Here is a 25,413-nt window from a genome sequence, read left to right on the forward strand (position 1 = left end):
GAAGCGGAGATGACTCACGTTACCGAATCCGCAGCGACGACTGCGCCGAAGCCGATGACCCCGCTGCAGGAGTTCTGGCACTATTTCAAACGTAACAAAGGGGCCGTGGTCGGCCTGGTCTACATCATTCTGATGCTGGTGGTGGCGATTGGCGCCAGCGTGCTGGCGCCGCATTCGCCGGCCGAGCAGTTCCGCGACGCGCTGCTTAAACCGCCGGTATGGCAGGAGGGCGGCAGCTGGCAGTACCTCTTCGGTACTGACGATGTCGGCCGCGACGTTCTGTCGCGCCTGATGTACGGCGCGCGCCTGTCGCTGCTGGTGGGCTGTCTGGTGGTGGTGATGTCGCTGCTCCTCGGCGTCGTCTTTGGTCTGGTCGCCGGTTACTTCGGCGGCGCGGTCGATGCCGCCATTATGCGTCTGGTGGATATCATGCTGGCGCTGCCGAGCCTACTGCTGGCGTTGGTGCTGGTGGCGATTTTCGGGCCGTCCATCGTCAATGCGTCGCTGGCGCTGACCTTCGTGTCGCTGCCGCACTATGTGCGCCTGACCCGCGCCGCGGTGCTGGTGGAAGTCAACCGCGACTACGTCACCGCTTCGCGCGTGGCGGGCGCCGGTCCGCTGCGCCAGATGTTCGTCAACATTTTCCCTAACTGCCTGGCGCCGTTGATCGTGCAGGCATCAATGGGCTTTTCCAACGCCATTCTCGACATGGCCGCGCTTGGGTTCCTCGGCATGGGCGCACAGCCGCCCACACCGGAATGGGGCACCATGCTCTCCGACGTGCTGCAGTTTGCGCAGAGCGCCTGGTGGGTGGTGACGTTCCCCGGTCTGGCGATTCTGCTGACGGTATTGGCATTTAACCTGATGGGGGACGGCCTGCGTGATGCTCTCGACCCCAAACTCAAGCAGTGACAGAGCAAGCAGTGATAGAGGTAAAGAGATGGCGTTACTCAACGTAGAAAAACTGTCGGTGCACTTTGGCGACGAGGGGCTGCCGTTTCGCGCGGTAGACCGCATCAGCTATCAGGTGGAGCAAGGGCAGGTGGTCGGCATCGTCGGCGAGTCCGGCTCCGGCAAATCGGTCAGTTCGCTGGCGATCATGGGGTTGATTGATTTCCCCGGCAAGGTGATGGCCGACCGGCTGGAGTTCAACCAGCGCGATTTGCAGACGCTGTCCGACAAGGAACGGCGTCAACTGGTGGGGGCGGAAGTGGCGATGATCTTCCAGGACCCGATGACCAGCCTCAACCCTTGCTACACCGTGGGTTTCCAGATTATGGAGGCCATCAAGGTGCATCAGGGCGGTAACCGTAAAACTCGCCGTCAGCGGGCGATCGACCTGTTGAATCAGGTGGGTATTCCCGACCCGGAATCGCGGCTGGATGTGTATCCGCACCAGCTGTCGGGCGGGATGAGCCAGCGCGTGATGATCGCGATGGCGATTGCCTGTCGGCCGAAGTTGCTGATCGCTGACGAACCGACGACGGCGCTGGATGTGACCATTCAGGCGCAGATCATCGAACTGCTGCTGGAGTTGCAGCAGAAAGAGAACATGGCGCTGATCCTGATTACCCACGATCTGGCGTTGGTGGCGGAAGCGGCGCACCACATCATCGTAATGTACGCCGGGCAGGTGGTGGAATCCGGTAAGGCGGCGGACATTTTCCGCGCCCCGCGCCACCCCTATACCCAGGCGCTGCTGCGCGCGCTGCCGGAATTCGCGGTGGACAAGTCCCGCCTGGCGTCGCTGCCGGGCGTGGTGCCGGGAAAATACGACCGGCCGAACGGCTGTTTGCTCAATCCGCGCTGCCCGTACGCCGGCGATCGTTGCCGTCAGGAAGAGCCTGAGATGCGGGACATCCCCGGTCGTCAGGTGAAATGTCATACACCGCTGGATGATGCGGGGAGGCCAACCGTATGAGCCAGACCATGAATGCCGCCGGGCAGCCGTACCTGCTGCAGGCGATCGATTTGAAAAAACACTACCCGGTGAAAAAAGGGTTGTTCGCGCCGGAGCGGCTGGTAAAGGCGCTGGATGGCGTATCCTTCACGCTGGAGCGCGGCAAGACGCTGGCGGTGGTAGGCGAGTCCGGTTGCGGCAAGTCCACGCTGGGCCGCCTGCTGACCATGATTGAAACCCCGTCGCACGGCGAGCTGTATTATCAGGGGCAGGACCTGCTCAAGCCGGACCCGGCGGCGCAGAAGCTGCGCCGGCAGAAAATTCAGATTGTGTTCCAGAACCCGTACGCGTCGCTCAACCCGCGCAAGAAGGTAGGCCAGATCCTGGAAGAGCCGCTGGTGATCAACACCGATCTCAGCAAGGCGGAACGCCGCGAGAAAGCGCTGGCGATGATGGCGAAGGTGGGCCTGAAAACCGAGCACTACGACCGCTATCCGCACATGTTTTCCGGCGGCCAGCGCCAGCGTATCGCCATCGCCCGCGGGCTGATGCTCGACCCGGACGTGGTGATCGCCGACGAACCGGTGTCCGCGCTGGACGTATCGGTACGCGCGCAGGTGCTGAACCTGATGATGGATTTGCAGCAGGATTTGGGGCTGTCTTACGTCTTCATCTCTCACGACCTGTCGGTGGTGGAGCACATCGCCGATGAAGTGATGGTGATGTATCTGGGCCGCTGTGTGGAGAAAGGCAGCAAAGACGCCATTTTCAGCAACCCGCGTCACCCGTACACCCAGGCGCTGTTGTCCGCCACGCCGCGTCTGAACCCGGACGCCCGCCGCGAACGCATCAAGCTGACCGGCGAGCTGCCAAGCCCGCTCAGTCCGCCGCCGGGCTGCGCCTTCAATGCCCGCTGTCAGCATCGTTTCGGCACCTGCACCCAGTTGCAGCCGCAGCTGAAGCCGCACGGCGATCAACTGGTCGCCTGCTTTGCGGTGGAGCAAGAGGACAGCCAGGTAAGCTGACGTCTGTGGTAAGTAACATCGGTAGTGAAACAAAAACGGCCCCGATTAAAACCGGGGCCGTTTTTTATACGCAGAATCGGCTGAGCGGCCTTACCCGGCATAACTTATTTTTTGGTAAACATTTCGTCCAGATCCGTCACCGAGCGCAGTTTCCAGACGCCGTTTTCCTGCACATAGCAGTTGACGAGGCGTTTCGGGCTTTTTTTGCCCAACACCATATACAGGTTGGCGCAGACAGGGTCGGCATCGGTACTTTCGATACTGATATTCTGCCGCCAGTCTTCATCGTTAAAATCCTGTACCCGGAGAAAGAAATCCACATCCATGGAAACCTTTGAGGTACGCAGCGCCTTGACGGTGTCGCGGGCGACATACTTCTCCAGTGCCGGGTCATTATCCTGAATAGGGTGCTTGTCCTGGATAATTTGCCCGAGATACCACTGATAAAAGGCAATCGCCTGTTTTGCCGCGGCATCGGTATCCACGTATTCCTCTTCTTCCTCTTCAGCGGCGGGGGCGGCGCTGGGAGCCGTCAGCTCGGCTTTAAGCGTATCTGCATCAGCATGTTTGGGTGCTGGGGTGCCGACTGCATAGGCCGCAGCGGAGAACAACAGTGCCAGAGGAAGTAACTTGTTCATTTTTATATCCTTATAACAGTTTTGAATGGCTGAATGATAGCAACCTTTGCCGCATTACGCCTCTGACTTGCTCTCCCGCACCCAACCCGCCAGCAGCCGGATAGCCTCGTGTACCTCTTCGTTCCAGCCGAAACCGGCGTTGAGCCGCAGACAGTGGTCGTAGCGCTGGTCGGTGGCGAAAATGTGCCCCGGCGCGATGCCGATGCCCTGCCGCCGGGCGCGGGAAAACAGATCGCGCGACGAGCAACAGCCCGGCGGCAGCGTGACCCAGATGGCATAGCCGCCTTCCGGTTGCGAGACCTGGGTGCCTGCCGGGAAGTAATGCAGCACCGCCTGACGCAGCCGGGCAACCTGGCGCGCCAGTTCGCGGCGTAGTTTGCGCAGATGAGCGTCGTAACCGCCGTTGCGCAGCAATTCGGCCAGCGCTACCTGCGGCGTCAGCGAGGTGCCCATCGTCGAAGTGAATTTGAGGGCGGCGAGTTTGCGCTGCCAGTGAGCGCTGCTGACCCAGCCGATGCGGATGCCGGGGCCGACCGTCTTGGAAAAGCCGTTGCAAAGCAGCACATTGGGGCTGAATGCGCGTAACGGAAACGGCCGCTGTTCGCCGAAAGCGGTATCGGCAAAGGTATCGTCTTCAATCAGCGCGATGCCGTACCGATCCGCCGCGTCGGCGATACGGCGCTTGTAGGTATCCGGCAAGCTGGTGCCGAGCGGATTGTTGATGTTGGTCAGTGAGATAAACGCGCTCACCTGACGCTGGCTGAACAGCGACTCCAGTTGGTCCACATCCATATGTCCGCTGGCGTCCTGCCCGACTTCCACCACCCGTAATCCCAGATTGCGCAACATCTGCAGCAGCACGAAATAGCAGGGCGACTGTACCGCCACCGCGTCGCCGCTACGGGTCACCGCCCGCAACGACAGCGACAGCGCTTCGATACAGCCGTTGGTGATCAGAATATCGTCGGGATGCAGGTGGCAGCCGTAATCCAACGACCGACGGGCGATCTCTTCTTTTAGCGGCAAATAACCGCTGCCCTTGACGTCGTTGCCCAGCATCATCGGATTGGTATAGCTGGCCTGACGGATTAGCCGTCCCATCTTTTTCAGCGGATAGAGCGCGTTATCGCCGTTAGCCAGATCGAGCCGTACCCGGCATTCGGTACCGACCAGCGACAGGTGCAATTCGGTTTGTTCGTCGAGCACCGGCAGTGCGACCGGCTGCGGAACCGCCGTCATGACGTTGCTGCGGCGCGTGTCGGCGACAAAAAAGCCGGATTTGGGTCGGGCGAGGGCGAAATGCTCATCTTCCAGCGTGCGCAGCACCTTCATCGCCGTGGTGGCGCTGGTACCATGCTGCTGCGCCAGCGCCCGCACCGACGGGAGCCGGTGATGGGCAGGCAGTGTGCCGCTCTGGATGGCCCGAATGAAGTGATCGGCAATCTGGCGGTAACGGGGGGTGTCTGACATCGGGAAGTCCCTGAATTCAGCAGTGATGCCGACAGGTTACGTTGAAGCGTAGGCGACAGGCAATCCTGCCGTATCGCTAAACCAGCCAGCCCGCAGGCCAACGGGCCGGCTGGCTATCCTCAGGCGTTGGGATAGGCAAAAACGCGCAGACGATGGCCGTCCGGATCCAGCACCGTAAAGGTGTAGCCAAAGTCTACGGTGGTCGGTATCTGGATGACGGTCACGTCCTGTGCGGTCCAGCGGGCGTAGCAGGCATCGACCGCCGCCGGGTCCGGCAGACGGAAAGCCAGCTCGCTGGAAAAGCCCGGCTGGGCAACGGCGGGCTCTACGGTGTGTTTTGACCACAGCCCCAGCACCAGGTCGGCTTTCAGCGCAAACATCGCAAAGGTGGGGGATTGTTCTACCGGCGCCAGCTCCAGCAGTTGACCGTAAAAACGGGCGCTGTGGGCCGGGTTATCGACGTAGAAAAGTACGTAATGGGCGTCTGTCATGATGCACTCCGATAAAGGGGGTAAACAGGCGGTGCCGCGTATAAACGCGGGACGCCGCCTGGGTTCGAAAGTCCGGCGGTGTGCCGTATTCGTACCTTATCTCGCCCCGCTGACAGTTTTTGTCAGTAGCCTTCTTTGGGCAATCGGATGCCTTGCTGCTCTCGCCATTGTTTGAACAGGCGGCGTCGCGACACCGGGTAAGTTTCGGCTTCGACCGCAAAGGCGAGGATGCGGTCGGTGCGGAAGTGACGGAATGCCTGACGCGTTTCGCACCAGGCGCCAAGGACCCGGACCTGTTCGAAATAACCCAGTACGAACGGCCAGATCAAGCGGGTTGAGGTATTGCCCTGCCCGTCCTGATAATGCAGCGTGACTTTGCGTCCGTCGCGGATCGCTTGACGCAGCGGTTGCAGGTCAACGCTATCGCGTGCCGTCAGATTCATCGGCGCCACCAGCAGCGTGGTGCCGTCCAGCGTGTCGCGCAGCGTATCGGGCAGTACGGCGGCGATCTTCATCAGTGCGTTTCTGGCGCCTTCCTGCAAACGAGGGTCTGCTTGTCTGGCCACCCAACGCGACCCCAGCACCAGCGCTTCAATCTCCTCTTCGGTAAACATCAGCGGCGGCAGGGTGAACCCCGGTTGCAGCACGTAGCCGAGGCCGGCTTCGCCGGTAATCGGCGCGCCCTGGGATTGCAGCGTGGCGATATCGCGGTACAGCGTGCGCAGGCTGATGCCCAGTTTGTCCGCCAGTTGCGGGCCGGGCACGGCGAAACGATGGCTTCTCAGCAATTGGATCAGGGTGAGCAGGCGTTGGGCGCGGGACATGCGTGATTTTCCCTCTTAAACCGGATGTGGCAATGGTAACCGGATATTGTGAGTAACCGGATATCGTGATGGAACCGGATATCGTGATTGTACACCGGCGCTCTGTATTACCTGTCATTGCGCGCAACTGTGTCTGTCGGCAGTACCGATTTACCAGTAGGTTAATCAGCAGGTGTGGTTCTTAAAGGCAGGGAAAAAAATGACAATAAAAGATCAGTTGCTGGCGTTGTGCGTGGTGGTGGTGTGGGGCGTTAATTTTGTGGTGATGAAAATTGGCCTGCATGATATGCCGCCATTTTTGCTGGCCGGGCTGCGTTTTTTGCTGGTGGCGTTGCCCGCCATCCTGCTGGTGCCGCGTCCGGCGTTGCCGTGGCGCTGGCTGGCGGCGTATGGCATGACCATCAGCTTCGGGCAGTTCGCCTTCCTGTTCTGCGCCATCAAAATGGGGATGCCGGTGGGGATGGCGTCGCTGGTGATCCAGTCGCAGGCGTTCTTTACCCTGATGCTGGGCGCATGGTGGTTGGGCGAACGGTTGCAGTGGAATCAATGGCTGGGGATTCTGGTAGCGGCGCTGGGCATGGTGGTGCTGGCCGAGAGCAATACGGCGAACGCGTCGCTGCCGGGCATGACGTTGACCACGCTGTTGCTGACGCTGGCGGCGGCGGCTTCCTGGGCCTGTGGCAATATCTGCAACAAGCAGATCATGCGTCGCCACCCGGTGAACGCCATGTCGCTGGTGGTCTGGAGCGCCCTGATTCCGGTTGGTCCGTTCCTACTGTGTTCCTGGCTGTTCGAAGGCGGAGACACGATAGTCGCCAGCCTGACGTCTATTCGTTTGTCTACCGTGCTGGCGTTGATGTATCTGTCGTTTATTTCCACCCTGATCGGGTACGCCATCTGGGGCAACCTGCTGTCGCGTTATGAAACCTGGCGGGTGGCGCCGCTGTCGCTGCTGGTGCCGGTGGTCGGTATCCTGAGCGCGGCGTTGTTGCTGGGCGAAAGCCTGTCGACCGGGCAGCTACTGGGAGCGTTGCTGGTTATGCTGGGGTTGCTGGTCAATGTGTTCGGCGCGCGGTTATGGCCGTTGCGGCCGGCGCGTCAGCCCTAATTTTGTGGCGATAAAGGCCGGGAAACCGGCCTTATCCCGTTGCGAGGCGCAAATGCCGACCGCGGCAGGAACTGGCAAAAACAAAGGCCGATAGCATGGAGGAGTAGGGTTACCGTGATTATTTAATTTATTTTAACAATTTGGCGAATATTTAATCATGGATTTCAGGTGAACACTGCGCTATCTTCACGTCGGTCTATTTATCATCCGATGCCAATCCATTAATTTCTTCTGTGATTACCCGTAGATTAACTATCTATATAGTGAAATTTCAGTCGGGTGAATTATGTTTTTTCAAGCAGTTAGAGAGAGAGGGTTTTACTTACGGATTATTTGTTTATTTTTCTGGAGTAATTTACCTTCGTCACAAATATCGGTATAAGACTAATCCGAAAAGATTGTTTTTTGCGCTGTTGCCCAGCGCCTTATTCGCCGTCACCCTTTTCCAGGGAAATGTCAGTTAGATGAAAAGTTATGATGATATGCAGCGCTTTAAGGACAAAGCCCAGATAAAAGATATTAATTTCAGGGACATGTCCGGCCAGGTATTGCAATCTGAAACCGTAGTCTGGCCCATTATGAAACAGCTGTTGCGAAATCAGGCTGGTGACGACACGCTATCTGCCGCTCAACCGGTGAGCATCGCGCAGCCTGTGCCGGTGAGCCAACACGTCTTGTCCGCGCCGACGCCGTCTTCGTCGTCGTCCCGTCGCGTAACGCTATCGTCTGGTTTGAACCCTGACCTTTCCGGGGGCAATCAGCACGCCCTGTTTAACGCCATTGCCGCATCGCTGCCGCCTGCTGAGGTGGTATCGGCGCCTGTGCCGCAACCGGAAGTACCTGCACCTGCGCCACAACCGGCGGCTCTGGCGATGGAAACGGCGCCGCCCGAAGCGGCGCGCCCGCAACCGCTGGCTTTTGTATCGCCGGTGAGCGAGGCGAAGGTTACATCCGACGCCGGCCGATTCCGCCAGCTATTCAGTCACCACCGCCATGATGAAATTCATTCGGTATCCAAAACCATGTTGTTGAAACCCTTGCTGGAGAAAATTGCGTTATGCCGTTAGTTTGTGTTTGTTCTCCGAAAGGTGGCGTCGGCAAAACCACCATGGCGGCTAATCTGGCATATGCGCTGGCCCGCGGCGGCAGCAAGGTGCTGGCGATTGATTTCGACGTGCAGAATGCGTTGCGCCTGCATTTTGGCGTACCGCTCGGCGATGAGCGCGGTTATGTCGCCAAATCCGACGAAACGGCGGACTGGAGCCAGTCCATCCTGACCACCGACGATAATATTTTCGTGCTGCCTTACGGCAACGTCACCGAAGATCAACGGCTGGCGTTTGAGCATAATCTGGCAAGCGATCCGCTGTTTCTCAAGCGTGGCCTCAGCACGGTGATGAACTACCCGGGGTTGGTGATCGTGGCGGATTTTCCGCCCGGACCGAGTCCGGCGCTGAAAGCCATGACCGATCTGGCCGACCTGCATCTGATGGTGATGATGGCGGATACCGCGTCGTTATCGCTGATGCCGTATATCGAAGACAACAAGCTGACCGGTCAGCGTCTGAACCGGAAAAAGGGTTACTACCTGCTGCTGAATCAGACGGATAACCGCCGTGCTATCAGCAGCCAGGTTTCGTCGTTTGTTCAGCAGCGTATGCCGGACAAACTGATTGGCAGCGTACACCGTGATGAGAGTGTCGCTGAAGCCAACGCCTCCCAACGCTCCATTTTTGATTTCAGCCCGGTCTCCGCCGCTGCGTTTGATATTGAACTTATCGGAAAACGCGTTGCGGCTCTGCTGGATATCAGGATTGGCAACGGAGAAGTTCACGCCGATTTTCCAGCTTATCAGGCTGTCCCAGCCAGCTAAGCGCTGGCCAGTCTAAACCCGTACAGAATTGACACTCTCTGGCTGGTTTTTTCGGCGCGAGGCATGCTCGCGCGGACGTTTCCTATCCATTAAATATCAGGATAATCGATGAAAAAAATCCTGTTTTTAGCTTTGTTATTGTTATTGCTACCGGTTGCGGCGGTGATTGTCATCACCCCGATGGACAGTGAAAAACAATATATATTCGGTCTGATCAGCATAGCGTTGATGTTTTTGCTGGGTCTGACCAAGCGCCGACAGGTGACGGTCATACTGATTGTCCTGTCGATATTGACCTCGACCCGCTATATATACTGGCGCGCAACGGAAACCCTGCATTTCAATTCTGAAATTGAAGCCATCCTTGGCATCGGGTTATTTATCGCCGAGTTCTATGTCTGGGTCGTTCTGCTATTGGGTTTTCTCCAGACCGCCTGGCCGCTGGAGCGCGTCATTGAGCCGATGCCGGAAGACACCCAGCTATGGCCGACGGTGGATGTGTATATCCCAACCTATAGCGAAAGCCTGGATGTGGTGCGCGATACGGTGCTGGCCGCGCAGTGTATCGACTACCCGCGCGACAAAATAAAAATCTATCTGCTGGATGACGGCAGGCGCAGCGAGTTTGCCGTGTTCGCCTCGCAGGCCGGCGTCGGTTACATCACCCGTGATAACAACGCGCACGCCAAGGCCGGTAACCTCAACCACGCGCTTAAACTGACTCAGGGCGAACTGATCTGCGTGTTTGACTGCGACCACGTCGCCAAGCGCATCTTCCTGCAGGCCACGGTTGGCCCGTTCCTGTCGGATCCGAAACTGGCGCTGTTGCAGACGCCGCACTATTTCTATTCGCCGGACCCGTTCGAGCGTAACCTGCGTGCGGCGCGCGACATGCCGAACGAAGGCGCGCTGTTTTACGGACCGGTGCAACAGGGTAATGACCTTTGGGACGCCGCCTTTTTCTGCGGTTCCTGCGCGGTGATTCGCCGTGCGGCGTTGGATGAGATCGGCGGTTTTGCGGTAGAAACCGTGACGGAAGACGCGCACACCGCCATCAAGATGCAGCGCAAAGGCTGGAAATCCGCTTTTCTGGCGATTCCGCTGGCGGCGGGCCTGGCGACCGAACGGCTGGTGCTGCACGTGATCCAGCGTACCCGCTGGGCGCGCGGCATGACGCAGATTTTCCGGATTGATAACCCGCTGCTGGGGCGCGGGCTGAGCTGGCAGCAGCGGCTGTGCTACCTCAACGCCATGCTGCATTTCCAGTTCGGCCTGCCGCGGGTGGTGTTCCTGACCGCGCCGCTGGCCTACCTGCTGTTCAACCTCAATATCATTCATGCCTCGGCGGCGATGATCTTTGCCTATGCGCTGCCGCATCTGGTGATATCGATGTACCTCAACTCGCGCATGAACGGGCGTTTCCGTTACAGCTTCTGGGGCGAGATTTACGAAACGGTGATGGCGTTCCATCTGGTGATCCCGACGCTGGTCACCCTGTTTTCGCCGACGCGCGGCAAATTCAACGTGACCGATAAAGGCGGCCTGTTGGACGAAGGCTTTTTTGATTTTCGCATTGTGCGGCCGCACATCGTTGCCGCGGTTTTGCTGGGGGCGGGCGTTCTGGCCGGCATAACCCGCATCGCGGCGCATGATTATTTCAACGTTGACCCCTATGTGATCGTGCTGAACCTGGTGTGGGCATTGCTCAGTTTGCTGACTCTGCTGGCGGCGATTGCCGTGGCGCGGGAAACCAAACAAGTGCGCAAAACCATCCGCGTCGATGCAGACGTACCCGCTATCATCCATTACGCCAGCGGTATCGCGTCCCGCGCCACCACCATCAACCTGTCGATGGGCGGGGTGCAGCTCAAAGCGCCGGATCAGCGTCATAAAACCGATGAAATTGAGGCCGTTGAACTGTTGCTGCAATCCAGCGAAATCTGCCTGCCGGTGCAGTTGGTGGCGGCGGATGACGACATCATTCGCCTGCAATTCGTCGATATTCCGTTAGCCCAGCGCCGGGCGCTGGTGCGGGTGGTGTTGTCGCGCGCGGATGCCTGGATGAATCCGCCGTGGCCGCAGGACCGCCCTTTGCGTTCGCTGTGGGCGGTGGTTCGCACCGTTTGCACGTTCTTCTGGATGAGTTTGCGAGGCCGCGGCAGGAAAGCGGACCTGAAGAAGGAGGACGTCGCCGCATGATGACGCCACGTTTTATGAAAGCGCTGCTGTCCCTGTGCGTGGGCAGCGTGTTGACGCTGGGCGGTAACGGGGCGCTGGCCGCCGGCGATGCGGCGGATGAGCCGCTGCCCGCCATGCTCAGCCCCGGCGGCGGCAATCCACAGCCCGCCGCGGCCGAACCGGCGCCGGTTACGGACTCCGCTGCGGCCCCGACCACGGCGCTGCCGGCGATGCCGCCGGTAACGTCGCCGCTGATTTCGCCGGCGATACCGTCTGCGGTCACGCCAGCCGCGGCGCCGACGGCCTCGGATTTTCCTGCGCCGCCGTCGCTGACCACGCCTTCGATGCTGTTGCCGACGCCCGTCGGCGATCAGACTGCGGCGGGTTACCAGCCGCTGGCCAGCAGCGTCTCCGTGGCGCAGATGGGGCAAACTCATGGCATTACGCTGGCGGGCGGTCAGGCTCAGGCCGGGGTGATTTTTACCCTGCCCGGCGATCAGGTGGTGACCAACGCGCGTCTGGATCTGGCGCTACGGGTGTCGCCAGAACTGGCGGCGCTTAATACCTCGATGCAGCTGATGCTGAACGGTCAGCCGCTCGGCACCGTGCCGCTCAACGCCGCCACCGGCGACAGCACGCTGTTTCAACTGGATATTCCCGCCGCGATGGTGGTGTCCAGCAACAACCTGAGTTTTCGCATCAACGACGCCGATCGCCTGCTGTGTGAGCGCGACAGCGCGACCCGCTACAACCTGACGATTTTGCCGACCACCACCCTGAATCTGGAAGGTCAGCAACTGGATATCGGCACCCGGCTGGAGAATTTCCCGCGGCCGTTTATCGACCCGTTGCAGATGACGCCCGCCACCGTGCCGATGGTATTTCCGGCCGATGTCACCCCCGAGCAGGTTAGCGCGGCATCGCTGGTGGCCTCCTGGCTGGGGATGCGCATGGACGGCTACGGCGTGACTTTCCCGGTAATACGCGATGCGTTGCCCGAGAAGAGCGGCATGGTGTTTGGCCGCCCTGGGGACAAAGTGGGCACGCTGACGCTGCCGGAGGTTACCGGCCCCACGCTGCAACTGATTGATAACCCGGTAAACCCGGTTTACAAACTGATGCTGGTAGTGGGCAAGGATGACGAACAGTTGCGACAGGCGGCGTACCGTCTGGTCAGCCAGCCATTGACTGGCGATGCCTCAACCCTGTCGGTGGCGCAGCAGACCATACCGTTCCGTCGCGCCTATGACGCGCCGCGCTGGATCAACACCGACCGGCCGGTACGGCTGAGCGAACTGTTGCGTAATGATCAAAGCATGACGGTCAGCGGGCTGTGGCATGAGGCGTTGCGCATCAACTTCCGCGCCGCGCCGGATTTGTTCCTGTGGGACGGCGACACCATTCCGGTGAAAGTCGACTACCGCTTCCCGTCGGAAAGCTGGATTGACGAAAGCCGCTCATACCTGAACGTGATGCTCAACGGCACCTTCCTGCGCAACCTGACGGTGAACAAAATCGGCGTGTTGCAGCAACTGTGGCGCGAAATGGGCGGCGATACCCGTCAGGAAAACTATACGCTGAAGGTCGAGCCGTATCTGATTTACGGCTACAACCAGTTCCAGCTCTATTTCAACATTCGCGCCAAGGATGATGCGCCTTGCAGCGTGTTGCTCAACAACAACATCAAGAGCCAGATTGCCGACAGCGCGTCGATCGATCTGAGCCGGACGCGCCATTTCACCCTGCTGCCGAATCTCTCCTATTTCGTGGGCGTGGCGTTTCCGTTTACCCGTCAGGCGGATTACGCCCAGACGGTGATGCTGCTGCCGGAAAAACCCACCAACGCCGAAATCGGCCTGTTGCTGGATCTGGCCGGCCGCGCCAGCGACGCCACCGGCGTGAGTCTCAATCACAACCGCGTGATGTTCGGCCTGCCGGCTAACGCGGCGGATCGCCAGAAGCTCGAAAACAGCGACGTGCTGGCGGTCACCACGCTGTCGCAGGCCGCGTTCAATCAGAACCTGCTGTCTGGTTCGCCCTACACGGTTAACGACCGCACCTTCGGCGTCAGAGCGCCGGGCGCGTGGGAACGCGCACGAACCCTGTTGACCGGCGATTGGGACCGCGCGCCGCTGGATGCGGACCGCTATTTCTCGTCCAACGAGGCCTGGCGCGGTTTCCTCAGCTACCGGTCGCCGTGGAACCCCGAGCGAGTGGTCGTGGTCGCTACCGGCAGCGGCGATGAACAGTTGTTGCGGCTGTATGGCGACCTGAACTCGCCGAACATCAACGCCGCGGTGCGGGGCGATACCGCCATCATCACCGATGAAAACGGCGTGCGCAGTTTCCGGGTCGGGCCGCAGTTCCCCAGCGGCGAAATGCCCTGGTACATGATGATTGTCTGGTACGCCAATCAGCACTCGGTGTTGCTGGCGCTGGCGGCGTTGCTGCTGGCGGCGGCCGTGGGGCTTAGCCTGGCGTCGATCCTCCGGCGGCTGGCGGAGAAAAGGCTGTCGACCCGACGCGATGCGGGTTTAGATAAAAAATAAGCGAGCCACCTATGAAGATGACGACATTAACAGCCCGCATCCGTCAGTCACTGTCTCTCACCGGGGTGGTGGTCGGCGGCGTACTGTCGGCCTCCGCGCTGGCGGCGCAGGCTAATCCGGCGCTGCAGGCGCTGTTTGAACAGGCGGATTACTGGCATCAGCGCTCTCACGACGATCTTGCCCGCGACGCGCTGCAGAAAATCCTGATGGTGGATGCCAACAACCCGCGCGCGCTTTACCTGATGGCGCTGTATGCCCAAAACAGCGGCGACAGCGCCGAAGCGGCCAAATGGCGCGAACGCCTGAGCAAGGCATCGCCGCAGGACCCGTTGTTGCAGGCGCTGGACAACGCCCGCCAGGCCGCGACTATTCCGCAGGCGCAACTGGCGCTGGCGCGTCAGCAGGCGCGCAGCGGCAATATCAGCGCCTCGTTGCAAACCTGGCGCAATCTGTTCAGCGGTACCCAGCCGCCTGCCGGCATTGCGGCGGAATACTATCTGACCATGGCGGGCGACCGCACGTTGTTGCCGCAGGCGATTGACCATCTGCGCGAATTTGCGGCGGCGCATCCGCAGGACACCAATGCCGCCGTGGCGCTCGGCAAGGCGCTGACCTATCAGGAGCCGACCCGCCGCGAAGGGGTGCAGATCCTGAGCGGGCTGGCGTCCGGCAGCGCCGATGCCGATCAGGCGATGCGGCAGGCGCTGCTGTGGCTGGGGCCGAAAGCGGACGACGCGCCGTTCTATCAGCTCTACCAGCAGCGGCACCCGCAGGACACGGCGGTGATAGACTATTACCGCAAAAACGTGGGCGGCAGCGAGAAAGACAAAGGGTTTACCGCACTCAATAGCGGCGATCTGTCCAGCGCGCAAACCGCGTTCAACCAGGTGCTGCAGACTAACCCGGAAGACGCGGATGCGCTGGCGGGGATGGGGTATGCCGCCCAGCGGCGCGGCGATTTTGCCGCTGCGGCGTCCTATCTGGAGCGGGCGGCCCGGCAAGGCGGCGAGAACAGCACGCAGCGCCAACAGCAGGCGGAAGACGCTCGTTTCTACGCCCAACTGGCGAATGCCCAGCAGGCGATGAAGAACGGCAATACGGCGCAGGCGCTGACCCTGAGCGAACCGCTGGCGCAGGCCGGCGGCGACAAAGGGCTGACGGCGAAACTGTTCCGGGCTGACGTGCTGCGCCGCACCAACAACTTCCCGCAGGCGGAACGGCTCTATCGCGACGTTCTGCAAACCGACGCCGATAATCGCAACGCCAAAGAAGGGTTGTATTACGTACTGCGCGAACAGAACCGCGCTGATGAGGCCAATACGCTGTTCTCGGCCTTGCCGGAGAGTGTGCGGCGCAGCATGGCGCCGCGCCCGGTCGCTACCAGCTCGCCGGTGCGCAATGAAGCCAAACAGGCGCTGGCGGCGGGCGATACCGTCCGCGCCATCGGCCTGTTGCAGCAGGGCATGGCGCGTTTCCCGAACGATGGCTGGCTGAAGCTCGATCTGGCGCGGATTTACCAGCAGCAGGGGAATACGGCTGCCGCCACGTCTCTGATGCAGCCGCTGTTCCGCGCGGGCGCCAGTGCGGACGACCTGTACGCCGCCGCGTTGTTCGCCAGTGAAAATAACGCCTGGCAGCAGGCCAGCACGTTGCTGTCGCGCATTCCGCCGCGCAACCAGAATGAAGATACCCGGAGCCTGGCGCAGCGGGTCAATTTCAATCTGCAGATGGCGACCGCCCAGGTTTATCTGTCGCGGGGCGAAAACGCCGCGGCGGCCAACACCCTGCGGGCGTTGTCGGTGGCGCCGCCGGAAAACCCGGCTGACGCGGGCAAACTGGCCCAGTCGCTGGCGGCTGCCGGCGATACCGCCGCAGCGGTAGCGGTGGTGCGCAACAACATGCAACGCGGCGTACAGGGCACCGCCGGCGATTACGCCGATCAGGTTGGGGTGCTGAATCAGGCCGGGCTGAGCGATGAAGCGCAGTCGTGGCTGAGCCGCCCGGAACTGATGGCGCGCAGCAGCGCGACGCAACTGGATGGATTGCGTACCGGTTTCGTGGTGCGCGAAGCCGATCGCCTGCGCGAAAACCAGCAGTATGCGCAGGCTTACGACAAGCTGGCCCGTGCGCTGCAGCGCGATCCGAAAAATACCGATCTGATGTTCGCCATGGCCCGGCTATACCAGTCCGGCAAAATGAACAAAGAGGCGGCGGACGTTTACGACTACCTGTTGTTGCACGATAACCCGACGCAGGACGCGCGCGTCGGCGCCATTAATGTGGCGCTGGAACGTCACGACCCTAAAAAGGCGCATGCGTTGTCCACCGGCTTGCAGGGCGAGCAGACGCCGGAGCGGTTGCTGCTGTTGGCTCGGATCGCGGACGCCGAAGGCAACCGCGATCAGGCGCTGGCTTATCTGAGAACCGCCCGCTCGAAAGCGGTGGGGCTGGAGGGCGCTGCGCCAGGCAACGCGCCGGCGATCGGCGGACTGGCGATGACGGACAATCCGTTCATCGATCGTTCGACGCCGGCGGCTACTCGCGTCGCCAACGGTGCTTCCTCCTATGGCAGCGTGATGCCGTGGCAGCAGCGTAACGGTGTCGCCAGTGGCGACACCGCGGTGGTGGTGGCCGGAGCCACCACCACACAACAACAGGCTGCTACGCTGACCCAGATTAACGGCATGATGGCCGATCTGGAGCGGGATACCGGCGGCTGGGTGCAGTCCGGAGTGCAGATTCGTGCCCGTGATGGCGATTCGGGTTTGAGCCGATTTACCGAGGCGAAAGCGCCGTTGACCTGGTCGAGCGGTCTGTTTGGCAGTTCGCGTATCAATTTCGGCATAACCCCCGTTACCATGAACGCCGGTTCTGTGGATAGCAACGGTCTGAAGACTTTTGGCGTCCAGTCGTTATTCCAGTCTCCTAATCCGGAAGCTCAGGCTGCATTAGGGTTATCTGGCCCTAATGCTGCAGGGTCGATTAAGCAGCAACGGATGTCCGGCGCGGAACTGAATCTGGCGTTGATCGGTAAGAATTATAAACTCGACTTCGGCAGTACTCCGTTGGGCCAGGACCTGAATACGCTGGTGGGTGGGGTGCAGTGGTCGCCGAAGCTGACCGATTTTCTGACGCTGGTGATGACCGGCGAGCGCCGTGCGGTAACGGATAGCCTATTGTCTTATGTTGGTGGCCGTGACCAACTGACCGGCAAACGCTGGGGGCAGGTCACCAAGAACGGCGGCAACGTGATGCTAAGTTATGACAACGGCGACATCGGTTTTTATGGCGGTGGCGGCCTGTACAGTTATCTTGGCGAAAATGTGAAGAACAATACCGGCGCGATGGCGAATACAGGGGTTTATGTTCGCCCAATCCACAGTAACGATCGTGAACTGAAGGTCGGTGTGAACCTGGGATGGATGAATTTTTCCCAAGATCTCAGCTATTACAGCTACGGCCAGGGGGGCTATTTCAGCCCGCAGAACTACGTGTCAGTGTCGCTGCCGGTGGAGTGGAGTCAGAAATACGACAACCTGAGCGTCAAAGCGGGCGTGACGGTGGGGTATCAATCCTACTCGCGCGACGGCAGCGTGTATTTCCCCAATGACCCTGACCTGCAAACGTTGCTGGAGAATGCGGTGGCGCGAGGTGGGTCAACAGAGTCCCGTTACGCAGGCGACAGCAAGAGCGGCATTGGCTATAACGCGCATGTCGGCGCGGATTATCGCGTCACCAAAGACGTGACCGTTGGCGGACAGATGGGCTATGACACCTTTGGCAACTATAACGAAACCACGGCCCAGCTCTATTTCCGCTATGGGCTCGGAGGCAAATAAGCATGAGTGACCTGCAACAGCATGCATTGAACTATTATCGCCAGCAGCAACTGCCGCCCGGTTGGGCGGATCTGCTCGGCGTGATCGTCGACGGGATGATGGATAACGCCGGTGAGCAGGAAGGGCTGGCGTTTTTGCGTCATATGGGTGGGCAACTGGCCGCCCGCTATCCGTTGTCAGCGGCGGTGACGGTGGTGGACCTGGAACGGGAGATCAATCGGGTGCTGTCTCTGTTTCACTGGGGATGCGTGGACCTGCGCCCGTATGAAAACCGACTGGAGATTTATCATCTGGCGTTGCCCGTCTCCGTCAATACGTCGGGCAGCGCCAGATGGCGTATGGCGATGGCGGCGGTGTTGCAGGGGCTCTACAGCCGTTGGCTGCGTGAGCAGGGCGGCGTCGAGTCCGTGCCGCTGTCCTGTGAAGAAACCGACGATGAATCGACCCTGCTGTTCCGTTACCAACACTGAGTCGGAGGCGTAATGGTAAAGCCAATGTGGCGTTGTTGGGCGTTGATGCTGATGGTGCTGTTCAGTGCGTCGGCAACGGCGGCAAACGGCTGGGAAATCTATAAAAGCCGTTTCATGACCGCGGACGGGCGCATTCAGGATACCGGCAACAAGAATGTCAGCCATACCGAAGGCCAGGGATTCGCCATGTTGATGGCGGTGCATTATGGTGATCGGAGTGCGTTCGATAGCCTGTGGAACTGGACGCAAAGCCACCTGCAGAACACGACCGGCGGCCTGTTCTACTGGCGTTACGACCCGTCGGCGGCCAATCCGGTGGTGGATAAAAACAACGCCTCGGATGGCGATGTGCTGATCGCCTGGGCGTTGTTAAAAGCGGGAAATAAGTGGCAGGACAACCGTTACCTGCAGGCGTCGGACAGTATCCAGAAAGCGATCATCGCCAATAATATCACTCAGTTTGCGGGCCGCACCGTGATGTTGCCCGGCGCCTATGGCTTCAACAAGAACAGCTATGTGATCCTTAACCCGTCATATTTCCTGTTCCCGGCCTGGCGCGACTTTGCTAACCGTAGCCATCTTCAGGTGTGGCGGAAACTGATTGACGACAGCCTGTCGCTGGTCGGCGAAATGCGTTTCGGTCAGGTCGGGTTGCCGACGGACTGGGTAGCGCTGAACGCGGATGGATCGATGGCGCCGGCGACGGCCTGGCCGTCGCGTTTCAGTTACGACGCCATTCGTATTCCGCTGTACCTGTATTGGTATGACGCCAAAACGACGGCGCTGGTGCCGTTCCAACTGTACTGGCGTAATTATGCCCGTCTGACGACACCGGCCTGGATCGATGTGCTGAGCAATAACACCGCGGCTTACAACATGCAGGGCGGCTTACTGGCGGTACGCGACCTGACGATGGGTAGCTTCGACGAACTCAGCGATCTACCCGGCGCATCGGAAGATTACTACTCGTCCAGCCTGCGCCTGCTGGCCACTCTGGCTCGCGCTAAATAACCTATCCTGCGGTACACATGGCGAGGACATCGTCCTCGCCATTTCCCCCATTTCTATCCCTCAGACATAGCATATTTCACGCTTTGTTAACCTGGTTGTTACTCGTGATCCCATTCACAAAAAATTCTTATGAATCAGCGCAGAATAGAGTAATGACGCGGTTTGCCGCGAGGTTGAGACGGCGTTAGTCATGCGTGATGTTACCGATAAATTAATGCAATGTTTTTGGGAAGAATCTGTTGAAGCGATTCAGCTCTTGTTTTTAACCGGATGTTCACAAACTAAAGTTATAAAAGTATTCAGCCTGTTATCAGGGTGTTATTTTCCGGCGCAAGCACAGGCGGCAACTTTATCGTTCTTTGTCCCCCGTGTGTTTTCCCATCAAAGGACGTCACACTATGAAAAAATCAATATTCAAAAGTCTCTACTTTCAAGTGCTTACTGCTATTACCATAGGGATATTGCTGGGTCACTTCTACCCGGGACTGGGGCAGCAAATGCAGCCTCTGGGCGATGGATTCGTGAAATTAATCAAAATGGTGATCGCGCCTGTGATCTTTTGTACCGTCGTCACCGGGATCGCCGGGATGGAGAGTATGAAAGCCGTCGGGCGTACCGGCGCCGTTGCGCTGCTCTATTTTGAAATTGTCAGTACGCTGGCACTGATCATCGGTCTGGTGGTGGTGAACGTGCTGCAGCCTGGCGTGGGTATGAACGTGGATCCGGCGTCGCTGAACGTGGCCGCGGTAGCGAACTACGCTACTGAAGCCGGTAAGCAAGGCGTGGTGCCGTTCCTGATGGATGTGATTCCTTCCAGCGTGATTGGCGCTTTCGCCAGCGGCAACATCCTGCAGGTGCTGCTGTTTGCGGTGATGTTCGGTTTCGCGCTGCACCGTCTGGGCGACAAGGGCGTGCTGATTTTCGACGTGATCGAAAGTTTCTCCAAAGTGATTTTCGGCATCATCAACATGATCATGCGTCTGGCGCCGCTGGGGGCATTCGGCGCGATGGCCTTCACCATCGGTAAGTATGGCGTAGGCACGCTGGTGCAGTTGGGGCAGTTGATCATCTGCTTCTACATCACCTGTATCCTGTTTGTGGTGCTGGTGCTGGGGTCTATCGCCAGAGCTACCGGTTTCAGCATCTTCAAGTTCATTCGCTACATTCGTGAAGAACTGCTGATCGTACTGGGGACCTCCTCTTCCGAGTCCGCGCTGCCGCGTATGCTGGAGAAGATGGAAAAACTGGGTTGTAAGAAATCGGTGGTGGGTCTGGTGATTCCGACCGGTTACTCCTTCAACCTCGACGGTACCTCGATTTATCTGACCATGGCGGCGGTGTTCATCGCCCAGGCGACCAACAGCCACATGGATATCTGGCATCAGATCACCCTGCTGGTGGTGCTGCTGCTGTCGTCCAAAGGGGCGGCGGGCGTGACCGGCAGCGGCTTTATCGTGCTGGCAGCCACCATTTCCGCCGTAGGGCATCTGCCGCTTGCCGGTCTGGCGCTGATTCTGGGCATCGACCGCTTCATGTCCGAAGCTCGCGCGCTGACTAACCTGGTTGGTAACGGCGTGGCGACCGTAGTGGTAGCCAAATGGTGTAAGCAGCTTGATTCCAAACAGATGAACAACGTGCTGTCCGGCCGTGATGACGGTCCGGCGGCGGAATCCCGTCCGTCCTGATAGCGCGTTCACGCGGATTCCTTCCTGCCAGTTACCCACAGTTCGCTTCGCGGACTGTGGGTAATTCTTATCCATTCTGTGCTAGATTTAGACGCCTTTAACTTTTTTGCTCTTTATTTCACGTTGTTGAGTGACATAGACGAAAGCACGCTGTCTAACGGGATGGTACACTTCGCTTCTCTTTTTTTGTGGGGCGAATATACCCGTCATACTTCATGTTGCAGGTGCGTTGGCTGCCCTCACACGCCCCGCGTTACAAGGCGCGTATGCGTCTTGCCCGGCAACTCGAATGATTTGGGGTATAACACGTGAGGCGGCAGGACGATGCCGCTCGAATTCACAAAAACATACTGTATTGGTTAGTGATTAAAGTAGGGGTTCACATGCAAGGCACCAAATTTGGCCTTTTTGTTGGTGGAGTGTTGCTGGCGGCCGCCGTCGGCAACGTGCAGGCTGAAACACTACAACCCGATCCCGCCTGGCAACAGGGCAAGCTGGATAACGGCTTTAGCTGGCAGCTTCTTGCAACACCTCAGCGTCCCAGCGACCGGATTGAACTACGGCTGATGATTAATACCGGTTCATTGACGGAAAATGCGCAACAGACGGGGTTTTCCCATTTTATTCCGCGCCTGGCGTTGTTGCCGCGCGACACCTTTTCCGCCGGGCAGTTACCGTCGTTGTGGCAGCAGTCTGAGAGCGAAACCCGACCATTGCCTCCGGCTACCACATCGTATGACTTTACCTCTTACAATCTGAGTCTGCCGAATAACCGGCCTGACCTGCTGAAAGATGCGCTGAGCTGGCTGGCGGACACCGCGGGCCAGTTGCAGATTAATGATAAACGCATCGCGTCGGCGATGAAGATGATTGATCCGGTGGCGACCGCGCCCACCAATCCGCAAGACCCGAGTTGGCGCTACCGCCTGAAAGGGTCGTCGCTGTTGTCGTATGCGCCGGGGCAACCGCTCAAGGCGTCAGCGAGTGCCGAACAGCTGAGCAAATACTACAAAACCTGGTACACCCCGGACGCCATGACGCTGTATGTGGTGGGTAACGTCGACAGCCGCGTCATCGCCGAGCAGATCGACAGAGTGTTCTCGCCGTTGCAGGGCAAGCGGGTGACGCCTTCTCCGTTGCCGACGCTATCCGCGATGCCGTCGACGCCGATCAGCCTGATGGACAGCGGCGTGAAGCAGGACATCCTGTCGCTGGTATGGGACATGCCGTGGCAGCCCATCCGCGATTCTCAGGCGCTGGCCCGCTACTGGCATAGCGATTTGGCGCGCGAAGCGCTGTTCTGGCATATGCAGCAGGTGCTGACCAAAAGCCCGCTGAAAGACACCAATGTGCGTTTTGACTGCAATGTGGTGTATGCCCGCGCCCAGTGCGCCATCCATCTGGACAATGTCACCAGCGAATCGGCGCAGGCCGGCGTAACTTTCCTGAGCAAAGAGCTGCTGGCGCTGCGAGACAAAGGGCTGTCTCAGGCGGAGTTTGACACGTTGATGGCGCGCAAGACGGAAGAACTGAGCAAGCTGTTTGCCACGTATGCCCGCGCCAGTACCGATATTCTGATGGATCAGCGTCTGCGTTCGCAGAAAAACGGGGTGGTGGACATTGCGCCGGAGCAGTATCAGAAACTGCGCCAGAACTACCTGTCGTCTGTCACGCTGGAGATGCTGAATCAGGAACTGCATCAGCAGTTGTCTCAGGAAGCGACGCTGGTGATGCTACAGCCGCAGGGCGAGCCGGAAGCCAACATGAAGGCGCTGCGGGAAACCTACATGAGCATCATGCAGCCGGATAATGGCGCCGCTGCCGCCGCGCCGGATGCCGCCAAAGCGTCGCAGGACGAAACCTCGGCGGTGCGTTAACGCCGGCTTGCCGTGCCTGCGGGCACGGCGCGTTGAGACGGCGACGTTGATCGCACCGACAAAAACAAAAACGCCGGTTCAGCATGACAGACTGAACCGGCGTTTTTTATTGAGTCAGCCGCGTAACCCTGCTTAGGCAGGCATCGCTTCCAGCGGAATAATCGCGCCGCGATACTGAATGACGGTGCTGGCGGTGAGATGACCGCGTTTGGCGGCATCCTGCGCGCTACCACCGTTCAGACGCACGGACAGGTAGCCGGCGCTGAACGAATCGCCCGCTGCCGTCGTGTCGACGACTTTCTCTTTGGGCAGCGTTACCGCCGGGACTTCCAGCAGCGATTCGCCCTGGAGCGAAACCAGGCAGGAGTCTGCGCCGCGTTTGATCACCACTTCCGTCACTCCGGCGCTATGGGTGCGTTTCAGCACTTCGTCTACCGGCAGGTTGCCCCACAGCATATCTTCGTCGTCCAGCGTCAGGAACGCGATATCCGTGCAGGTCAGCATATCGCTGTACGATTGACGGGTTTCTTCTTTGCTCTGCCACAGGCGCGGGCGATAGTTGTTGTCGAAAATCACCTTGCCGCCGTTGGCGCGGCAGGCGCGCAGCACCGTCAACAGACGCGCACGGCTGGCTTGATTCAGGATCGCCAGACTGATGCCGCTCAGGTAGATGTAATCGAACTGCGCCAGTTGCTGAGTGATGGTTTCGGCATCCGGACTTTCCAGCCAGTAACGGGCCGCGGCATCGTTACGCCAGTAGTAAAAGGTGCGCTCGCCGGTGGCGTCGGTTTCGATGAAATACAGCCCCGGCAGTTTGTTGTCCAGACGCTGGATCAGGTCGGTTTTGACCCCTTCCTTTTGCCAGGCGGCCATCATTTCGCTACTGAAGGAATCGGTACCCAGCGCGGTGACGTAATGTACGTCAAGCGCGTCCGGTTTTACCTGACGGGAGATGTAGACGGCAGTGTTGAGGGTATCGCCACCAAAACCGCGGTTGAGATCCGCGCCTTTCTGTGACAGTTCAATCATGCACTCGCCAATAATCGCAATGTTCTTCGTCGTCATGACAGCTGACCTGTAAAAAGAGAAGGTGAACCAAACGGAAACTAGCGCCAGTCTCAACATTACGCGGCATGGAGTCAATAGCGATGAAACGATGTTTTATTTTTTCATGATGTGGATCGGGAAAACCGTTTGTAATCCCGATCCTTAGCGGACTGTTGCCTATTGATACGTTGTGTTTCCGGTTATGAAGCCTGCTGGCGGCGCTCGGTGACGCTCTGTCCGCCAATGCCCCAGTTGTCGGTTTCCACTTCATCAATGATGACCACGGTCGTGGCCGGATTTTTTCCCAACGTATCCACCAGCAGCTGGGTTACGCCGGCAATCAGCTGCTTTTTTTGTTCGGCGGTGGCGCCGTCTTTGGTGATGCGAATGTTGACGAAAGGCATGGTCGCTCCTGTTGATAGGCTGTGGGGTCAGGTGCCGGGCAGCGGCGTCTGGGTGTTGATATCGGTTTTCGGGTCCGCCGTGGCGATCCAGGCGGCGCAGAATAGCGTCAGGCGGGCAAAGAAATAGAAAAACGTCATCAAGCCGATGACGGAACCAAACGCGGCGCCGGAAGGCGATGTCGCCAACTGAGGCAGCGCCACGGTCATAGCGAATTTCAGCACTTCAAAGCCGATGGCCGCCATCAGCGTGCCGCGCAACAACGGTCCACGCCGGGGGTTATGGCGCGGCAGCACCCACAATATCCACAAAAACAGCAGATAGTTGGCGAAGATGGAGATAGACAGCGCAATCATCGTCATCACCGGGCGTAACCAATCAATACCGTCCAGACCCAAGGCCCGGACGATCGTCGCCTGCGCGCTGCCGGCCACCGAGGTGAGAAACAGCGTGATCACCAGCGCCAGCAGCAGCCCGATCAGCGACAGAAAATCCCACAGGTAGCGCAGATAGATTTTCTCTTCCTCGTGCGGCTGGCGTTCCCACACATCGCGCGACTGGGCATGGATCGCCTCCCGCAGGTTGCCTATCCAGTTTACGCCGGAATAGAGCGCGATCAGCAAACCGGTTAGCCCGACGGTGGTGCGCTGTCGCACCGCGGTATTAACGGTGTTCTTCAGGGTGCGGGCGAGACTCGGGTCGCTGATGCTGTTGACGATACGGTTGATGAGGCCGGTCAGCAGGTCGGGGTTGGAGGCCAGCACAAACCCTGCCGTGGCGAACGATACCATCAGAATCGGAATCAGCGACAGAAACGAAAAGTAGGTGATGGCGGCGCCGAACTGGTTGCCCATCCGGTCGTTAAAGCGGTCTCCCGCGCGGATAAAATGGGCGACAACGGGCACCGACCTGATGCGGTGCAGCCAGCCTGCTAAGTGCCCGAGCCGCTGACAGGAAGCGCCGGATGGCGTGTCCTGTTCGGTCGATGGGCGTGGCTGGTTGGGCTTCACAGGCATGCAATCTCTC

20 protein-coding genes are annotated in these 25,413 nt (G+C 59.3%); 13 read left to right on the forward strand and 7 right to left on the reverse strand.

All coding sequences use genetic code 11. The annotated features are described in order from the left end of the window. Positions 1-9: 9 nt before the first annotated feature. Genes dppC through dppF form a run of 3 tightly spaced genes read left to right on the forward strand, consistent with a single transcriptional unit; the run spans position 10 to position 2,925 of the window. Positions 10-912 carry a dipeptide ABC transporter permease DppC gene (dppC, locus tag DXX3274_RS01155; protein WP_038664324.1) on the forward strand — a complete coding sequence of 301 codons (903 nt, stop codon included), beginning with the start codon at positions 10-12 and terminating at the stop codon, positions 910-912. Between the two features lie 28 nt (positions 913-940). Continuing rightward, a complete protein-coding gene (gene dppD / locus DXX3274_RS01160; RefSeq protein WP_042858142.1) occupies positions 941-1,921 on the forward strand; it encodes a dipeptide ABC transporter ATP-binding protein in 981 nt (326 codons plus the stop codon). A gap of 8 nt (positions 1,922-1,929) precedes the next feature. Continuing rightward, on the forward strand, positions 1,930-2,925 hold the full coding sequence (gene dppF, locus DXX3274_RS01165) for a dipeptide ABC transporter ATP-binding subunit DppF (RefSeq protein ID WP_371206893.1): 996 nt from the start codon (positions 1,930-1,932) through the stop codon (positions 2,923-2,925). A gap of 104 nt (positions 2,926-3,029) precedes the next feature. Here the strand turns inward: dppF and DXX3274_RS01170 are convergent, their stop codons facing one another. From DXX3274_RS01170 to DXX3274_RS01185, 4 genes are all read right to left on the reverse strand, one after another. Then, on the reverse strand, positions 3,030-3,563 hold the full coding sequence (locus DXX3274_RS01170) for a DUF3828 domain-containing protein (protein ID WP_050569780.1): 534 nt from the start codon (positions 3,561-3,563) through the stop codon (positions 3,030-3,032). Positions 3,564-3,617: 54 nt separating this feature from the next. Then, positions 3,618-5,033, reverse strand: coding sequence for a PLP-dependent aminotransferase family protein (locus DXX3274_RS01175; protein ID WP_042858145.1), 1,416 nt, complete (start codon positions 5,031-5,033; stop codon positions 3,618-3,620). Between the two features lie 119 nt (positions 5,034-5,152). Then, positions 5,153-5,524, reverse strand: a complete 372-nt coding sequence (locus DXX3274_RS01180) for a VOC family protein (RefSeq protein ID WP_042858146.1) — start codon at positions 5,522-5,524, stop codon at positions 5,153-5,155. A 122-nt stretch (positions 5,525-5,646) separates the two neighbouring features. Further along, on the reverse strand, positions 5,647-6,348 hold the full coding sequence (locus DXX3274_RS01185; protein ID WP_042858147.1) for a YafY family protein: 702 nt from the start codon (positions 6,346-6,348) through the stop codon (positions 5,647-5,649). 199 nt (positions 6,349-6,547) lie between these two features. Between DXX3274_RS01185 and DXX3274_RS01190 the strand changes: the two genes are divergently transcribed. From DXX3274_RS01190 to DXX3274_RS01235, 10 genes are all read left to right on the forward strand, one after another. Further along, positions 6,548-7,456 (forward strand): EamA family transporter, encoded by a 909-nt coding sequence (locus tag DXX3274_RS01190; protein WP_042858148.1) that lies wholly within the window; start codon positions 6,548-6,550, stop codon positions 7,454-7,456. A 464-nt stretch (positions 7,457-7,920) separates the two neighbouring features. After that, positions 7,921-8,523: a cellulose biosynthesis protein BcsO gene (gene bcsO / locus DXX3274_RS01195; RefSeq protein ID WP_042858149.1), complete on the forward strand. Its 603-nt coding sequence runs from the start codon at positions 7,921-7,923 to the stop codon at positions 8,521-8,523. Further along, positions 8,514-9,329 (forward strand): cellulose biosynthesis protein BcsQ, encoded by an 816-nt coding sequence (gene bcsQ / locus DXX3274_RS01200; protein ID WP_038664349.1) that lies wholly within the window; start codon positions 8,514-8,516, stop codon positions 9,327-9,329. Before bcsO ends, bcsQ begins: the two co-directional genes overlap by 10 nt. 108 nt (positions 9,330-9,437) lie before the next feature. Beyond that, a complete protein-coding gene (bcsA, locus tag DXX3274_RS01205) occupies positions 9,438-11,528 on the forward strand; it encodes a UDP-forming cellulose synthase catalytic subunit (RefSeq protein ID WP_050569781.1) in 2,091 nt (696 codons plus the stop codon). Then, positions 11,525-14,056 carry a cellulose biosynthesis cyclic di-GMP-binding regulatory protein BcsB gene (bcsB, locus tag DXX3274_RS01210; RefSeq protein ID WP_042858151.1) on the forward strand — a complete coding sequence of 844 codons (2,532 nt, stop codon included), beginning with the start codon at positions 11,525-11,527 and terminating at the stop codon, positions 14,054-14,056. Before bcsA ends, bcsB begins: the two co-directional genes overlap by 4 nt. Positions 14,057-14,067: 11 nt before the next feature. Further along, positions 14,068-17,895 carry a cellulose biosynthesis protein BcsC gene (locus DXX3274_RS01215; protein ID WP_042858152.1) on the forward strand — a complete coding sequence of 1,276 codons (3,828 nt, stop codon included), beginning with the start codon at positions 14,068-14,070 and terminating at the stop codon, positions 17,893-17,895. 2 nt (positions 17,896-17,897) lie between these two features. Further along, positions 17,898-18,365, forward strand: coding sequence for a cellulose biosynthesis protein BcsD (bcsD, locus tag DXX3274_RS01220; protein ID WP_042858153.1), 468 nt, complete (start codon positions 17,898-17,900; stop codon positions 18,363-18,365). A 12-nt stretch (positions 18,366-18,377) separates the two neighbouring features. Further along, a complete protein-coding gene (locus DXX3274_RS01225; protein ID WP_042858154.1) occupies positions 18,378-19,376 on the forward strand; it encodes a glycosyl hydrolase family 8 in 999 nt (332 codons plus the stop codon). Between the two features lie 398 nt (positions 19,377-19,774). Beyond that, positions 19,775-21,061 carry a dicarboxylate/amino acid:cation symporter gene (locus tag DXX3274_RS01230; protein ID WP_042858155.1) on the forward strand — a complete coding sequence of 429 codons (1,287 nt, stop codon included), beginning with the start codon at positions 19,775-19,777 and terminating at the stop codon, positions 21,059-21,061. Positions 21,062-21,444: 383 nt separating this feature from the next. Continuing rightward, complete coding sequence (locus tag DXX3274_RS01235) at positions 21,445-22,938, forward strand: pitrilysin family protein (RefSeq protein WP_042858156.1); 1,494 nt, start codon at positions 21,445-21,447, stop codon at positions 22,936-22,938. A gap of 132 nt (positions 22,939-23,070) precedes the next feature. Here the strand turns inward: DXX3274_RS01235 and kdgK are convergent, their stop codons facing one another. From kdgK to yhjD, 3 genes are all read right to left on the reverse strand, one after another. Next, on the reverse strand, positions 23,071-24,003 hold the full coding sequence (gene kdgK, locus DXX3274_RS01240) for a 2-dehydro-3-deoxygluconokinase (RefSeq protein ID WP_042858157.1): 933 nt from the start codon (positions 24,001-24,003) through the stop codon (positions 23,071-23,073). Positions 24,004-24,185: 182 nt separating this feature from the next. After that, positions 24,186-24,389 carry a 2-hydroxymuconate tautomerase family protein gene (locus DXX3274_RS01245; protein WP_015848366.1) on the reverse strand — a complete coding sequence of 68 codons (204 nt, stop codon included), beginning with the start codon at positions 24,387-24,389 and terminating at the stop codon, positions 24,186-24,188. 27 nt (positions 24,390-24,416) lie between these two features. Then, positions 24,417-25,403 carry an inner membrane protein YhjD gene (gene yhjD / locus DXX3274_RS01250; RefSeq protein ID WP_042858160.1) on the reverse strand — a complete coding sequence of 329 codons (987 nt, stop codon included), beginning with the start codon at positions 25,401-25,403 and terminating at the stop codon, positions 24,417-24,419. Positions 25,404-25,413: the final 10 nt, after the last annotated feature.

It is taken from the genome of Dickeya sp. NCPPB 3274 (assembly GCF_000406205.1).
GTDB classification, from domain to species: domain Bacteria; phylum Pseudomonadota; class Gammaproteobacteria; order Enterobacterales; family Enterobacteriaceae; genus Dickeya; species Dickeya fangzhongdai.

What these genes read in the sequence shown, in the direction of transcription:
- DXX3274_RS01175 (WP_042858145.1), bottom strand. Translation starts at nt 5,033, where the DNA reads ATGTCAGACACCCCCCGTTACCGCCAGATTGCCGATCACTTCATTCGG.
- bcsA (WP_050569781.1), top strand. Translation starts at nt 9,438, where the DNA reads ATGAAAAAAATCCTGTTTTTAGCTTTGTTATTGTTATTGCTACCGGTT.
- kdgK (WP_042858157.1), bottom strand. Translation starts at nt 24,003, where the DNA reads ATGACGACGAAGAACATTGCGATTATTGGCGAGTGCATGATTGAACTG.
- DXX3274_RS01225 (WP_042858154.1), top strand. Translation starts at nt 18,378, where the DNA reads ATGGTAAAGCCAATGTGGCGTTGTTGGGCGTTGATGCTGATGGTGCTG.
- DXX3274_RS01185 (WP_042858147.1), bottom strand. Translation starts at nt 6,348, where the DNA reads ATGTCCCGCGCCCAACGCCTGCTCACCCTGATCCAATTGCTGAGAAGC.
- bcsB (WP_042858151.1), top strand. Translation starts at nt 11,525, where the DNA reads ATGATGACGCCACGTTTTATGAAAGCGCTGCTGTCCCTGTGCGTGGGC.
- DXX3274_RS01245 (WP_015848366.1), bottom strand. Translation starts at nt 24,389, where the DNA reads ATGCCTTTCGTCAACATTCGCATCACCAAAGACGGCGCCACCGCCGAA.
- DXX3274_RS01170 (WP_050569780.1), bottom strand. Translation starts at nt 3,563, where the DNA reads ATGAACAAGTTACTTCCTCTGGCACTGTTGTTCTCCGCTGCGGCCTAT.
- DXX3274_RS01190 (WP_042858148.1), top strand. Translation starts at nt 6,548, where the DNA reads ATGACAATAAAAGATCAGTTGCTGGCGTTGTGCGTGGTGGTGGTGTGG.
- DXX3274_RS01180 (WP_042858146.1), bottom strand. Translation starts at nt 5,524, where the DNA reads ATGACAGACGCCCATTACGTACTTTTCTACGTCGATAACCCGGCCCAC.
- bcsD (WP_042858153.1), top strand. Translation starts at nt 17,898, where the DNA reads ATGAGTGACCTGCAACAGCATGCATTGAACTATTATCGCCAGCAGCAA.
- bcsO (WP_042858149.1), top strand. Translation starts at nt 7,921, where the DNA reads ATGAAAAGTTATGATGATATGCAGCGCTTTAAGGACAAAGCCCAGATA.
- yhjD (WP_042858160.1), bottom strand. Translation starts at nt 25,403, where the DNA reads ATGCCTGTGAAGCCCAACCAGCCACGCCCATCGACCGAACAGGACACG.
- DXX3274_RS01235 (WP_042858156.1), top strand. Translation starts at nt 21,445, where the DNA reads ATGCAAGGCACCAAATTTGGCCTTTTTGTTGGTGGAGTGTTGCTGGCG.
- DXX3274_RS01230 (WP_042858155.1), top strand. Translation starts at nt 19,775, where the DNA reads ATGAAAAAATCAATATTCAAAAGTCTCTACTTTCAAGTGCTTACTGCT.
- dppF (WP_371206893.1), top strand. Translation starts at nt 1,930, where the DNA reads ATGAATGCCGCCGGGCAGCCGTACCTGCTGCAGGCGATCGATTTGAAA.
- dppD (WP_042858142.1), top strand. Translation starts at nt 941, where the DNA reads ATGGCGTTACTCAACGTAGAAAAACTGTCGGTGCACTTTGGCGACGAG.
- DXX3274_RS01215 (WP_042858152.1), top strand. Translation starts at nt 14,068, where the DNA reads ATGAAGATGACGACATTAACAGCCCGCATCCGTCAGTCACTGTCTCTC.
- dppC (WP_038664324.1), top strand. Translation starts at nt 10, where the DNA reads ATGACTCACGTTACCGAATCCGCAGCGACGACTGCGCCGAAGCCGATG.
- bcsQ (WP_038664349.1), top strand. Translation starts at nt 8,514, where the DNA reads ATGCCGTTAGTTTGTGTTTGTTCTCCGAAAGGTGGCGTCGGCAAAACC.